General features: G+C 76.0%; 10 protein-coding genes. 4 read left to right on the top strand and 6 right to left on the bottom strand.

All coding sequences use genetic code 11. The features are described 5' to 3' along the window. Nucleotides 1–6: 6 nt before the first annotated feature. Nucleotides 7–1623: an exopolysaccharide biosynthesis polyprenyl glycosylphosphotransferase gene (locus WA788_RS30440; RefSeq protein WP_443034124.1), complete on the bottom strand. Its 1617-nt coding sequence runs from the start codon at nucleotides 1621–1623 to the stop codon at nucleotides 7–9. Nucleotides 1624–1922: 299 nt separating this feature from the next. On the opposite strand from WA788_RS30440, the gene WA788_RS30435 reads away from it, so the two are divergent. Then, nucleotides 1923–2999 carry a small ribosomal subunit Rsm22 family protein gene (locus WA788_RS30435; RefSeq protein WP_443034123.1) on the top strand — a complete coding sequence of 359 codons (1077 nt, stop codon included), beginning with the start codon at nucleotides 1923–1925 and terminating at the stop codon, nucleotides 2997–2999. Here the strand turns inward: WA788_RS30435 and WA788_RS30430 are convergent. Beyond that, nucleotides 2996–4123: a magnesium and cobalt transport protein CorA gene (locus WA788_RS30430; protein WP_335982798.1), complete on the bottom strand. Its 1128-nt coding sequence runs from the start codon at nucleotides 4121–4123 to the stop codon at nucleotides 2996–2998. The genes WA788_RS30435 and WA788_RS30430 overlap by 4 nt on opposite strands. After that, the gene (locus WA788_RS30425; protein WP_335982795.1) at nucleotides 4120–5712 is read right to left on the bottom strand and encodes a phytoene desaturase family protein; all 1593 of its coding nucleotides are present in this window, start codon (nucleotides 5710–5712) and stop codon (nucleotides 4120–4122) included. The genes WA788_RS30430 and WA788_RS30425 overlap by 4 nt, the downstream gene beginning before the upstream one ends. 293 nt (nucleotides 5713–6005) lie before the next feature. Between WA788_RS30425 and ddaH the strand changes: the two genes are divergently transcribed. Next, nucleotides 6006–6815 carry a dimethylargininase gene (ddaH, locus tag WA788_RS30420; protein ID WP_335982916.1) on the top strand — a complete coding sequence of 270 codons (810 nt, stop codon included), beginning with the start codon at nucleotides 6006–6008 and terminating at the stop codon, nucleotides 6813–6815. On the opposite strand, the gene WA788_RS30415 is transcribed toward ddaH, so the two are convergent. From WA788_RS30415 to WA788_RS30405, 3 genes are read right to left on the bottom strand one after another with little or no spacing between them, the layout of a single operon-like run. Continuing rightward, nucleotides 6757–7656: a heme ABC transporter ATP-binding protein gene (locus WA788_RS30415; RefSeq protein WP_443034122.1), complete on the bottom strand. Its 900-nt coding sequence runs from the start codon at nucleotides 7654–7656 to the stop codon at nucleotides 6757–6759. The two genes, ddaH and WA788_RS30415, sit on opposite strands and share 59 nt — an antisense overlap. Further along, a complete protein-coding gene (locus WA788_RS30410) occupies nucleotides 7653–8774 on the bottom strand; it encodes a FecCD family ABC transporter permease (protein ID WP_443034121.1) in 1122 nt (373 codons plus the stop codon). The genes WA788_RS30415 and WA788_RS30410 overlap by 4 nt, the downstream gene beginning before the upstream one ends. Next, complete coding sequence (locus WA788_RS30405; RefSeq protein ID WP_335982792.1) at nucleotides 8771–9781, bottom strand: heme/hemin ABC transporter substrate-binding protein; 1011 nt, start codon at nucleotides 9779–9781, stop codon at nucleotides 8771–8773. The genes WA788_RS30410 and WA788_RS30405 overlap by 4 nt, the downstream gene beginning before the upstream one ends. A 172-nt stretch (nucleotides 9782–9953) precedes the next feature. Between WA788_RS30405 and WA788_RS30400 the strand changes: the two genes are divergently transcribed. Both WA788_RS30400 and WA788_RS30395 read left to right on the top strand, forming a co-directional pair. Next, entirely contained in the window at nucleotides 9954–11513 is a 1560-nt protein-coding gene (locus tag WA788_RS30400) for an HtaA domain-containing protein (protein WP_335982789.1), read from the top strand. Nucleotides 11514–11623: 110 nt separating this feature from the next. Next, nucleotides 11624–13207, top strand: a complete 1584-nt coding sequence (locus tag WA788_RS30395) for an HtaA domain-containing protein (RefSeq protein WP_335982785.1) — start codon at nucleotides 11624–11626, stop codon at nucleotides 13205–13207. Nucleotides 13208–13269: the final 62 nt, after the last annotated feature.

The raw sequence follows: 13269 nt of genomic DNA, 5'->3' as shown, positions 1-13269 counted from the left end.
GGCCCATCAGTACGCACCGCGCCCGTCGACGACCGCCCGCAGCGTGCGGGCCATCACGTCCACGTCCCCGGCGAGCGACCAGTTGTCGACGTACCGCAGGTCGATCGCCAGCGTCTCGTCCCACGACAGCTCGCTGCGCCCGCTGACCTGCCACAGCCCGGTGATGCCCGGGCGCACCGCGAGCCGCCGGCGGGCCACCTCGTCGTAGCGGGCCACCTCGTCCGGCAGCGGCGGGCGCGGGCCGACCAGCGACATCTCGCCGCGCAGCACGTTCAGCAGCTGCGGCAACTCGTCCAGCGAGCAGCGCCGCAGCACCCGGCCGACCGCGGTGATCCGCGGGTCGCGGCGCATCTTGAACATCAGCCCGTCGTGTTCGTTGCCGCCGGCCTGCTCCAACTCCGCCCGGCGGGACTCCGCGTCGGCCACCATGGTGCGGAACTTCCACATGGTGAACGGCGCGCCCGCCCGCCCGTGCCTGGTCTGCCGGTGGAAGACCGGCCCGCGCGAGGAGCAGCGGACCGCGGCGGCCAGCACCGCGAACAGCGGGGCCAGCAGCAGCAGTCCGAGCGCCGCCCCGGCCCGGTCCAGCGCCGCCTTCACCGCGACCGGCGCACCGGAGCGGGCCGGCGGCGCGATGTGCAGCAGCGCCAGGCCCGCGGGCGCGTCCAGTTGCATACGGCCCACCCCGACGTCCACCAGGCCGGGCGCCACCGCCAGCGGCACCAGCGCGTCGTGCAGCGCCCACGACAGGCGGCGCAGCCGATCGGCGGACAGCCGCGGGCCCGGCAGCACCAGGACGAGTTCGGCCCGGTGCTCGCGGACCGCGCCCAGCACGATGCCCGCGTCCTCGGCCGGGCCGCTGGGCGCCACCGGCCCGAGCCGCGTGGTGACCGGCGCCCCGCTCGCCACGCGCGCGCCGCCGACCGGCACCACCCCGACCACCACGTAGGCGTGGTCGGTGCGGGCGGCGAGATGGCCCACCACGTCGTCGGCGGCGGCCGGTTCGCCGACCACCAGCACCCGGCGCACCGCGTGCGCGCAGCGCCGGGCGGCGACCAGGTGGCGGTGCGCGGCGGTCCGGGTCGCCACCGCGACCAGCGGCGCGGCGGCGACCCCGGCGAGCGCCTGCGCGGCGCCGACCTGCTCGTCCGCCGCCAGGAGCAGCACCGCCAGCACCCCGAGCAGCACCAGCCAGTCGGCGACGACGGCGGTCACACCGCTGCGCTCGCCGAGTTCGGCGGCGGTGTAGCGGCGGCGGCAGGCGCGGACGGCGAGCCAGGCCGCGGCCGCCGCCGCGCCCGCCGCGGCGGCGTGCGGCTGCCCGGCGCGGTGCAGCAGCGCGGCCGGCGGGAGGGCGGCGGCCAGCGCGTCGGCGGTCAGCGTCAGCGGCAGGTACCAGAGCGCCTTGTCGGCGTAGCCGCTGTGTGCGCGGTGCACGCCGTGCCAGCCGGGCAGGGCGCGGGCGCGGTACGGGGACGGCGGTGTCTCCGCCGCCCCGGATAAGGCGGGCAGGACCGGCGGGGCGGGCCGCGCGGAGCGCGGGCGGAACCGGCGCCGTGGCTCGCCTTCCACGGGTATTGCGGGCAGTACGGGTGTAGCCGGGGTTGTTTCGGTACGCCGCATGGACCCCCCTGGCACATCGCGACCGACGAGGAGCCCCAGCACTTCCCCAAGTGCTGGCGCTCCGTGACACCTGCGAACGGTAAGCCACCAAGGGTCCGTTGCGCCGTCGATTGCACGTATTCGAGTGGATGTGATGACAGAGTTGACTGTCTGCGTGTGCTCTTGGCCGCTTCGACGGTCTCCGACCCCCGCCGCCCGCGCAAGAGGGCGTCCCCCTCCCGGCGCGCAGCCCGGAGTGCCGCCGCCGGCGGCGCGGGGACGTGCGGGGGCCGGCCGCGGACCGCCTAGAGTGGGGCTTCGTGTCTCTCGTTCCCACCGTGCACCTGCCCGACGACCTTGCCGCGGCGCTGACGCGCCGGCTTGCCGCCACCGCGCCGACCGAGGCGTCCGCGCAGGTCGACCGGCTGATCGAGAACTACCGCGGGGCGACACCCACGGCCGCGCCGGTGCTGCGGGACGCGGGCGACGCGGCGGCGTACGCGGCGTACCGGATGCCCGCGACGTACGCGGCCGCGCGGTCGGCGCTGGCCGAGCTGCGGGCCCGTACGGGGGCCTGGACCCCGCGGGCGCACCTCGACCTCGGCGGGGGGACGGGCGCCGCGCGGTGGGCGGTCGCCGACACCTGGCCGGGGGAGTCCGGGCCGCGCGGCACCGTACTGGACTGGTCGGCCGCCGCGCTCGACCTCGGGCGGGCGCTGGCCGCCGACGCCTCGGCGCCCTCGGTGCGGGCCACCACCTGGACCCGGGCGCCGCTGTCGGGGGCGCCCGAGCTCCCGGCGGCGGACCTGGTCACGGTCTCCTACGTGCTCGGCGAACTCACCCCCGGCGACCGCGCGTCGCTGGTCGACGCGGCTGCCGGCGCCGCCCGCGCGGGCGGGGTGGTGCTGGTCGCGGAACCCGGCACGCCCGAGGGCTACGCGCGGGTGATCGCCGCCCGCGGCCGGCTGGTCGCCGCCGGGTTCAGGGTGCTGGCGCCCTGCCCGCACAGCGGGCCCTGCCCGGTCACGGGCACCGACTGGTGCCACTTCGCCGCGCGCGTGCCGCGGTCCGCGCTGCACCGCCAGGTCAAGGGCGGCACCCTGCCGTACGAGGACGAGAAGTTCAGCTACGTCGCCGCCGTCCGCCCCGACGGCGCCGGGACCCCTCCCGCCCCTGCCGCCAACCGCGTGGTGCGCCACCCGCAGACCCGCAAGGGCCAGGTCCTCCTCGACCTGTGCGCCGCCGCGGGCGACCTCACCCGCACCACCGTCACCAAACGCCACGGCCCCCTCTACCGCGCCGCCCGCGACGCCCGCTGGGGCGCCCCCTGGCCCCCCGACGACCAGCCCGACGGCGTGCCCGACAGCGGCGGGCCGGACCGCGAAGGGGCGGTCTAGAGCCAGCCGACGCGGTGGAAGGCGCGGTAGCACAGGGCGGACAGGACGGCGGTGACGCCGAGCATCACCGGGTAGCCGTAGGTCCAGGCGAGTTCGGGCATGTGGTGGAAGTTCATGCCGTAGAAGCCGGCGATCATCGTCGGGATGGCGAGGATCGCCGCGCCGGCGCTGATCCGGCGCATGTCGACGTTCTGCTGCACGGCGAGCTGGCTGAGGTTGGCCTGGAGCAGGCCGTCCACCAACTCGCCGAAGGCCAGGAGCTGTTCGCGGACGTGGGAGAGGTGGTCGGAGACGTCCCGGAAGTAGCGGCCCATCTCGGCGCTGACCAGGCCGTCGGCGCCCTCGGTGAGGCGTTCGAGCGGGCGGGCCAGCGGGAAGACGGCGCGCTTGAACTCGATGAGTTCGCGCTTGAGTTGGTAGATGCGGCTGGCGTCGTCGCCGTGCTCGGGCGAGAACACGTCGGATTCCAGGGTGTCCACGTCGAGTTCGACCGCGTCGGCGACGTCGACGTAGTCGTCCACGACCTGGTCGGTGATGGCGTGCAGCACCGCGGTCGGGCCGTGCGCCAGGATCTCCGGGCGGCTTTCCAGGGCGCGCCGGACCCGGGCGAGCCCGGGCGCGCTGCCGTGCCGCACCACGACCACGAAGTCCGGGCCGAGGAAGATCATCACCTCGCCGGTGTCGACCACCTCGCTGGTCGCGGTGAGCTTCTCGTGCTCCACGAAGACGACCGTCTTGAGCACCAGGAAGAGCGTGTCGCCGTACCGCTCCAGCTTCGGCCGCTGGTGGGCGTGCACCGCGTCCTCCACCGCGAGCGGGTGCAGCCCGAAGACCTGCGCGATCTCCTCCAGGTGCTCCGCGTCCGGCTCGTGCAGCCCGATCCACGCGAAACCGCCGCGCTTGCGGGCCTCGTCCAGCGCCTCCTGCGGCGGCAGCGACGCGGCCCGGCAGCCCTCCTCGTACACCGCGCAGTCCACCACCACGTCGGCGGTGCAGCGCCGCTGCTCGGGCAGCTCGCGCTCCGCGCCGTCCAGCGCGTGCCAGCGGCCGCCGCGCCGCCACTGCCGCCCGAAACCGCGCCGGGAGCCGTCCGTGCGGTGCGCCACCGCGGGGGTGTCCGTCATCGTGCCTTCTCCAGTACCGCTCTCGCCGCGTTGTGCCCGGGGACACCGCTGACCCCGCCGCCGCGGACCGCGCCCGCGCCGCAGAGGAAGACGTTCGCACATCCGGTGCCGACACCCCAACGGTCTGTGCTCTGGGTCACATCGCCGTCGGTGCCGGGGCCGGCCGGGGCCGCGTACGGCCAGGACAGGTCCCGGTGGAAGATGTGGCCGCCGGGCAGCCCCACCTCCCGTTCCAGGTCCAGCGGCGACTTCGCCTCCAGGCACGGCCGCCCGTCCGCGTCGGTGGCCAGGCAGTCCGCCAGCGGCTCGGCGAGCACCGCGTCGAGCCGGCCCAGCGTCGCCGCCAGCAACTCGCGCTTGGCGCCCTCCGGGTCGGCGGCGAAGAGCCGGGCGGGCGCGTGCAGCCCGAAGAGCGTCAGGGTGTGCGCACCGGCCGCGGCCAGCTCGGGGGAGAGGATCGAGGCGTCGGTCAGCGAGTGGCAGTAGATCTCCGACGGGGGCGCGTCCGGCACCCGCCCGGTGGCCGCCTGCTCGTACGCCGCCTGCAACTGCCCGTAGCCCTCGGCGACATGGAAGGTGCCCGCGAACGCCTCGCGCGGGTCCACCGCGCGGTCCCGCAGCCGCGGCAGGCGGCGCAGCAGCATGTTCACCTTCAGCTGCGCGCCTTCCGGGCGGGGCGGCGGGGGTGCGCCGAGCAGCCCGGCCAGCGTGTGCGGGGAGGCGTTCACGAGCACGTCGCGGGCGGCGACCGTACGGGTCCGGCCGCTCCCGGCGTCCTCGTACGCCACCTCCGCGACCGTGCCGTCGGTGGTGATCGCGGTGACCTCGGCGCCGGTGGTGATCCGCGCGCCCGCCGCGCGCGCCGCGTCCGCGAGGGCGTCGGTGAACGCGCCCATCCCGCCGACCGGCACGTCCCAGTCGCCGGTGCCGCCGCCGATCACGTGGTAGAGGAAGCAGCGGTTCTGCCGCAGCGACGGGTCGTGCGCGTGGGTGAAGGTGCCGATCAGTGCGTCGGTGAGGACCACGCCGCGCACCGTGTCGTCGGCGAACGCCGCCTCCACCGCCTCCCCGAGCGGCCGCTCGAACAGCGCCTCCCAGGCGGCGCTGTCGCCCACCCGGCGCTCCAGCTCCGCCCGGGTCGGCAGCGGCTCGGTGAGGGTGGGGAAGACCTGCCGGGCCACGTGCGCGGTCATCGCGTAGAACCGCTGCCACGCCTCGAACTCCCGGTCCGAGCCGGTCAGCCGCGCGAACTGCTCCCGGGTGCGCCCGCCGTCCACCGCGTCCACCAGCAGCCCGGTGTCCCCGTGCGGGGTGTACGACGAGATGCGGCGCCGCCGCACCGCGAAGCGCAGGCCCAGGTCGTCCACGATCTTCCGCGGCAGCAGGCTGACCAGGTACGAGTAGCGTGACAGCCGCGCGTCCACCCCGCGGAAGGCCCGCGTCGACACCGCGGCGCCCCCGGTCCCCGGCAGCCGCTCCAGCACCAGCACGCTCCGCCCGGCCCGGGCGAGATACGCCGCGGCCACCAGACCGTTGTGCCCGCCGCCCACGATCACGACGTCCTGCCGCGCCCCGTTTCCCACGTCCATCCCCGCACTGTACGGCGCCCCGGGCCGCCCGGGCGGGACCCCGCCCCTCGGGTACGGCGCCCTCCCCGGCGGGGTGCGGGCCGGGGGCCCGAACGGGCTAGGGACCGGTAGGGCGAACCGGGCGCACAATGCAGGCGTACGACCCCGTGCGGACGAACTGCCGTACGGGGCCGTACGATTCCGCGTCCCCGGCTCCGGGCCGACCGTCCGGTGCGGGGGCGCCGTGCAAGTCAGGCACTCAACCACCCTCCGAGGAGCCCCCATTGCGCATCGCGACGCCCCGCCGGTACCTGATGTGCCCACCGGCGCACTACCGAGTGACGTACAGCATCAACCCCTGGATGGACCCGCGGAAACCGGTGGACCCCGCGCTCGCGATGTTCCAGTGGGAGGACCTGCGGGAGCGCTACCGCGGGCTCGGCCACACCGTGGAGGTGCTCGACGCGCTGCCGGGCCTGCCCGACATGGTGTTCGCCGCGAACGGTGCCACCGTCGTGGACGGCCGGGTGCTGGGCGCGCGGTTCGCCAACCCCGAGCGCACCGCGGAGGCCCCGGCGCACCTCGCCTGGTTCCGCGCGCACGGCTACCCCGACATCCGCGAGCCGGAGCACGTCAACGAAGGGGAGGGCGACTTCGCGGTGACGTCCTCCTGGCTGCTGGCCGGGCAGGGCTTCCGCAGCAGCCCCCTCGCGCACGACGAGGCGCAGGAGTTCTTCCGCCGCCCCGTCATCAGCCTCGAACTCACCGACCCCCGCTACTACCACCTCGACACCGCGCTCGCCGTCCTCGACGACGCCGCCGACGAGATCATGTACTACCCGGGCGCCTTCACCCCCGGCAGCCGCGCCGTCCTCGCCCGGCTCTTCCCCGACGCGCTGCTCGCCACGGCCGAGGACGCCGCCGCCTTCGGCCTCAACGCCGTCAGCGACGGCCGCAACGTGCTGCTGCCGCGCGCCGCCAAGGGCCTGCGCGGGCCGCTGCGCCGCCGCGGTTTCGCGCCGGTCGCCGTCGACCTGTCCGAGTTCCACAAGGCAGGCGGCAGCGTCAAGTGCTGCACGATGGAGCTGCGCCCGCAGGTGCCCCCGGCGCCTCCGGTTCCGTAGTGCGGTGCGGGTGGATCAGAGGGCGGCCGGTGCGCGGGTGGGGGAGGACCTCCACCGGGTGCCGGTAGACCCGGGTGAGCAGCGGCGCGGTGAGCACATCGGCGGGGGAGCCGTCGGCGGCGATCAGGCCGCCGGCCAGGACGGCGACGCGGTCGGCGTGCGCCGCGGCGAGCCCGAGGTCGTGCAGGACCACGACGACGGCCCGCCCGGCGGCGGCCTGACCGCGGCAGACCCGCAGCACCAGCTCCTGGTGGCGCAGGTCCAGCGCCGCGGTCGGCTCGTCGAGCAGCACCAGCGGCGCCTGCTGGGCCAGGACGCGGGCGAGGCCGACGCGGGCGCGCTCCCCGCCCGACAGCGCGGGACAGGGGCGCGCCGCCAGCGCCCGCACCTCGGTGGCGGCCATGGCGGCGGCGACCGCGGAGCCGTCGTCGCGCCCCGCCCAGGGCGCCCGGCCCATCCGCACCACCTCCTCGACGGTGAACGGGAAGGCGAGCGGCGCGGACTGCGGCAGCACCGCCCGGCGCAGGGCGAGTTGGGCGGCCGTCCAGGACGCCACGGGCGCGCCGTCCACCCGCACCTCACCGTCCCCGGCGGGCAGGTCACCGGCGAGCGCGGCCAGCAGCGTGGACTTGCCGGCCCCGTTGGGCCCGACCAGCGCCAGCACCTCCCCGGCCCGCACGTCCAGCGACACCCCCGCCAGCACCTCCCGACCGCCCAGCGACACCCGCACCTCGCGGGCGGCGGCGAGCACGTCGCCGGGCCGGGCGGGCGCGGGAGGCGCCGGCCGCGCCGTGAACAGCCCGCGCAGCCCCCGGCGGCCGGGCAGCGTACGCCCGCTCACGCCCAACCCCCTTGCCGGCCACGGGTCCTGCGCAGCAGCCAGAAGAAGAACGGGCTGCCGACGAGCGCGGTCAGCACCCCGAGCGGAAGCTCGGCCGGCGCCGCCAGGGTCCGCGCGGCCAGGTCCGCGGCCACCAGCACCAGGGCCCCGCCCAGCGCGCTGCCCGGCAGCAGGAAGCGGTGGCCGGGGCCCGCCGCCATCCGCAGCAGGTGCGGCACCACCAGCCCGACGAAGGAGACGATGCCCGCGACCGCCACCGCGGCGGCGGTCAGCAGCGCCACCACCGCGATCAGCGCCAGCCGCGTCCGCTCCACGTCGACCCCAAGGTGCCGGGCCTGCCGCTCGCCGAGCGCCAGCAGGTCCAGCCGGCGCGCGTACCAGGGCGCCACGGCGAGCCCGGCCACCGCGCACGGCAGCACCGCGAGCACCTTCGGCCAGGTCGCCTGCGCCAGCGAACCCAGCTGCCAGAACGTGATCTCGGTGAGCTGCGCGCTGTCCGCGGAGAACACGCACAGCCCGATCGCCGCGCCCGCGAAGGCGTTGACGGCGATGCCGGTGAGCACCAGCGTCACCACCTCCGTACGGCCGCCGGAGCGGGACAGCCCGTAGACCACCAGGACGGTCAGCAGACCCGCGGCGAACGCGCAGACCGTGACCGTCCAGTTCCCGGCGAAGCCGAGGCCGAGCGCGATCGACCCGGCGGCGCCGACCGCGGCGCCCGAGGAGATCCCGATCACGCCCGGCTCGGCCAGCGGGTTGCCGAACACGCCCTGCATCAGCGCGCCCGCGCAGCCGAGCGACGCGCCGACCAGCACCGCGAGTACCACCCGCGGCATCCGCACGTCCCACAGCACCGACTCGCCCACCCGGTCCAGCCGGTGGCCGCCGAGCCCGGCCCGGTGCGCCACCGACGCCATGACGTCACCGGTGCCGAGGTGATAGGCCCCCACGCCGACCGACAGCAGCACCACCAGCACCAGGCCGACGGCAAGTCCCGTACCGAGCAGGGTGTTGCGCCGCCCCCATGGCCAACGGACGCCGGAAGCAGCGGGCTTGGCGGCGGGCGCGCCGGAATCGGGGCCCGCGGGGGCGGCCGTGGTGTCCTGGGATGCCGTCACTTCGCCGACTCCCTTATCCCGTGGGCCAGTTCACGCAGCACCACATCCGTGCGCGGTCCGAAGTTCAGCAGGGTGCCGTCGTCGATCGCGACCACCTGGCGGTCCAGTCCGGCCGGGGTCTGGGCGACGCCCGGCACCTTCTCCAGGCCCGCGACCCCGCCCACCGACCGGAGCCCCTCGGTCATCACCAGGATGACGTCGGGCGCGGCCTTCACCAAGGCCTCGGCGGTGATCGGGGTGAAGTCCTTCGTCAGGCCGGACGCCACGCCCGCGTCGGTGCCCCCGGCCGCGGCGATCAGGGAGTCGGCGCCGGAGCCGCGCCCGCCGATCAGGTAGACGGACGCGGTGCCGCGCAGGTAGAGGAAGGCGACCCGCGGCCTGCGCGCCTCGGCCGGAACCTCCCGGCGGACGGCGGCGATCCGCTGCGCGGTGCGGGTACGCAGCTTCTTCCCCGCTGACGCCACGCCGAGCGCGGCGGCCACCGCGTCGATCCGCGGGCCGACGTCGGACAGCGAGGTCGCGGCCGGGAGGACCACCAGCGGTACGCCCGCCGCCCGGATCTGCGCGATCGCGTCGGCCGGGCCGGTGGTGGACTCGGCGAGGACGACCGTCGGACGCAGCGAGAGCACGCCCTCCGCGGACACGTCGTGCGCGCGGGTGACCAGGGGGAGCTTGGCCGCCTGAGCGAAGGTCGCCGAGATGTCGCGGGCCACCACACGGCTGCCCAGCCCGAGGGTGAAGACCACCTCGGACAGGCCGCCGGTGAGCGGGATGATCCGGTCGTCGCTGCGCACGGTGACGGTACGGCCGTCGGACGACCTTACGGTGGCGGGAAGTCGGGGCGCGGGGGTGCCGGACAGCGGCTGTACCAGGTCGGCGGCGGACGCGGTGGACCCGGCCGGGGCGGGCGTGCCCGGCGAGGCGCTGCCGCCGCACCCGGCCAGCAGGACCGCCAGTGCGAGGGCGAGTGCGGCGGCCCACCGCCGTCCCGTCGCGCGCGACCCCACGTTCCCCGTCCCGTCCGTGCTGTGTACCGGCCCTCTTCGCACTGCTCGCCGCCTCCTCGTCGTCGTCACCGTCACCGTCACCGTCCCGGACCTCCGGGGGCGGGCTTCCCGCCGCCCATGAGGTTAGCTTAGGTTAGCCTTACCTAAGTTGGTCGGTTCTTGAGAGGTCCGTATGCCGTTGCTCCGCCCTGCCCGGGCCCGGGCCCGTGTGCGCCGCCGCGTACGGCTCCGGCCGCGCATCGCCACCTGCCTCGCGCTGCTCGCCGCCGCGCTCCTCGCGCCGGTGACCGCCGCGCACGCGGCTCCGCAGGACGCGCCCACCCGCACGGTGCTGGGCGGCCGGCTGGACTGGGGCATCAAGGCGTCGTTCCAGAGCTACGTCACCGGCCCCATCGCACAAGGCAGTTGGAGCCTGACCGGGGGCGCCGACACCGTCGGCAGCAGCCAGTTCCGCTTCCCGTCCGCGCAGGGCACGTACGACCCGGCCACCGGCGCGCTCACCGCCGGCTTCCAGGGTGGCGTGCACTTCGTCGGACACCGCCAGAGCAGCGGGAGCTACGTCCTCGACCTGGCCATCTCCCGCCCCACCGTGCGGATCTCCGGCCGCACCGGCACCCTCTACGCCGACATGCGCAGCAAGGACAAGGACACCGGGAAGTTCACCACCGCCGCCCAAGTACCGCTCGCCGCACTCGCGTTGGGCGAAGTCAGCACCAAGGGCGCCACCGGCACGCAGCTCGACCTCGGCACCGTCCCGGCGACGCTCACCGCGCAGGGCGCCCGCGCCTTCGCCGGCTACTACACCGCGGGCACCGCCCTCGACCCGGTCACCTTCTCCGTCGACCTGCACCGCCCCGCCGCCGCGACCACCGGCTCGCCCGCCAAGTCGCCCCCGTCAACCCCGAGTCCGAACACCACGTCCGGCCCGCTGACCGGCGGCGCCGTCGACTGGGGCATACGCCGCACCTTCCGCGAGTACGTCAGCGGCGACATCGCGCACGGCCGGACAGAGGTCTCCGGCGGGGCCCAGGACGGCGGCGCCGTCTACCGCTTCGGCAGCGGCAAGGGCAGCTACGACGCGAAGACCCGCACCCTGGACGCCTCGTTCACCGGAACCGTCCGCTTCCTCGGCCTGCGCGCGGCCGACGGATCGTACGGGCTCGACCTCGCGCTCAGCGGCGTACGCGTCCACCTCGCCGGCACCAAGGGCACCCTCTACGCCGACGGGACCGCCTTCGCCACCTTCACCGCGCCCGCCGCGCCCACACCCAGGAACGGCCTGCTCACGGTCGCCGACGCGCCCACCGAACTCACCGCGCAGGGCGCCGCGAAGTTCAACGGCCTGTACACCGCGGGCACATCGATGGACCCGATCAGCGTGTCCGCCGCCCTGACGGCGAGCGCGAAGCTGCCCGCGCTGCCGGACATCGGCACCGCCCCGACCACGGCCGCCGCCGCACCCGCGACGACGCCCGCACCGCCCGCCGGCAGTGCGCCCGCCGCCGCTCCGCACCCCGAAAACGCCTCCGACGGCACCGGCGCCGGTGCCGGGACGGTCACCGCGCTGTCCCTCGGCGCGGCGGCCGTCCTCGCGGCGGCCGCGTTCGCCCGGGTCCGCGGCCGCGGGCGCCGCGGCGACGACCGGGCCGCCACCGTACCCGGGTCCGGCGACGGACCCGCCCCTGAGCCCGGTCTCGGGCCCGGACCGACATCCGGGCCCGAGGCCGACTGAAGCCGGCGGCAGCGGATACCCCGCGCCCGCTGCCGCCGGCCCCCCAACTCCCTTCGCCCGTAAACCCCTTGCGCATCGCACCCGTTGCGCCCCAAAGGAGGCACTCCGTCATGTCCGCGCTCACCCGTATGCCCCGACGGCACCGCTCCCGCCTGCTCGCCCTCGCCATCGCCGCCGCCACCGCCGGGGGCGCCGCCGCGCTCGGCCTGCCCGCGCTCGCCGCCGCCGCGGACGCCCCACCGCCGACCCTGCCGCTGACCGGCGGAACCTTCGACTGGGGCGTGAAGCAGTCCTTCCGCGGCTACGTCACCGGCATCGCGGCGGGCACCATCACCACCGCCGACGGCGCGACCGCCAACGACGACGGCACCTACCGCTTCACCCACGGCACCGGCACGTACGACACCAGCACGCACTCCGTGACGGTCGCGTTCGACGGCAGCGTGGAGTTCGCCTCCACACTGCACGGCTTCGACATCAAGCTCGCCGACATCAAGCTGACCACCACCGGCACGACCGGCACCCTCACCGCCGACGTCACCTCGGCGGGCACCACCTCCGAGGACGTGGACTTCGCCGCGCTCGACCTGTCGGCGGCCACCGCGGGCCACGGCTCCGACGGCAGCATCACCTACGACGCGATCGCGACCGCGCTCACCGCGGACGGCGCGCAGGCGTTCAACGGGATGTACCAGGCGGGTACGGCGCTCGACCCCGCGAACCTCGCGGTGACGGCGGGCTCGGCCACGACGACCCCGGCGACCACCCCGCCCACCACCCCGCCGACGACGGCACCCACGACGGCACCCAGCACCGAGCCGGCCACGACCGGGCCGACCACCGGGCCGACCACGACGGCTCCCGCCACGACGGACCCGGCGACCACCGCGCCCGCGGCTCCCACCGGCACCGACGCCGACACCGACGAGGGCACCGGCGCCACCGTGGTGGACGGCAACCTCGACTGGGGCGTGAAGGAGTCCTTCCGCAGCTACGTCACCGGCCCGATCGCCGACGGCAAGGCCGAGTTGAGCGGGGGCGCCGCCAACACCGCTGCCGGCTACCGCTTTCCGAAGGGAACCGGCACCTGGGACGCCGACGGCAAGGCGCTCAACGTGTCCTTCGCCGGCGGCGTCCACTTCCTCGGGCACCTCACCGACGGCACCTACCTGCTCGACCTGTCCTTCAGCAACCTCAAGGTGACCACCAGCGGCAGCACCGGCACCCTGACGGCCGACGTCACCAGCAAGGACATGTCCACGGGGAAGTCCAGCAGTTACGACGACCTCGACGTGGCCACCCTCAGCAAGGTGTCGCCCACGGTCAACGGGGAGGTGGTCACCGTCAGTTCGGCCGCCGCCTCGCTCACCGCCGACGGGGCGGGCGTCTTCAGCGGGTTCTACCAGGCCGGCGACGCGCTCGACCCGGTGACCGTCGCGGTCTCCCTCGAGGAGGGCGCCGCGCTCCCCACCGCCTCGACTGCCTCCACCGGCACCTCCGCGGCGGACACGTCGTACGGTGCCGCCACGGTCGGCGGCACCGGCGGCACCACCGACGGCGCCACGCTCGCGTCCACCGGGTCCGACACCCCCGTCCCCCTCCTCCTCGGCGCGGCCGCCGCCCTCGTCGTCACCGGCGCCGCCGCCACGGCCCTCGTAGCCCGCTCCCCCCGCCCGCGCCGCACCACCGGCTGACGCCCCCGGGGTACCGGGCTCACGCCGCGGCACCCTCCTCCGGCGTCCCGTGCCGCGTGTGT

The sequence above is a fragment of the Streptomyces sp. CA2R106 genome (assembly GCF_037034245.1).
Lineage (GTDB): Bacteria > Actinomycetota > Actinomycetes > Streptomycetales > Streptomycetaceae > Actinacidiphila.
Note: the sequence above shows the minus strand (reverse complement) of the source record. Positions and strands in the feature narration are given on the sequence as shown.

Excerpts from the sequence above, each read along its gene's own strand:
- WA788_RS30440 (WP_443034124.1), bottom strand. The coding sequence starts at position 1,623 with ATGCGGCGTACCGAAACAACCCCGGCTACACCCGTACTGCCCGCAATA.
- WA788_RS30395 (WP_335982785.1), top strand. The coding sequence starts at position 11,624 with ATGTCCGCGCTCACCCGTATGCCCCGACGGCACCGCTCCCGCCTGCTC.
- ddaH (WP_335982916.1), top strand. The coding sequence starts at position 6,006 with ATGTGCCCACCGGCGCACTACCGAGTGACGTACAGCATCAACCCCTGG.
- WA788_RS30430 (WP_335982798.1), bottom strand. The coding sequence starts at position 4,123 with ATGACGGACACCCCCGCGGTGGCGCACCGCACGGACGGCTCCCGGCGC.
- WA788_RS30400 (WP_335982789.1), top strand. The coding sequence starts at position 9,954 with ATGCCGTTGCTCCGCCCTGCCCGGGCCCGGGCCCGTGTGCGCCGCCGC.
- WA788_RS30425 (WP_335982795.1), bottom strand. The coding sequence starts at position 5,712 with ATGGACGTGGGAAACGGGGCGCGGCAGGACGTCGTGATCGTGGGCGGC.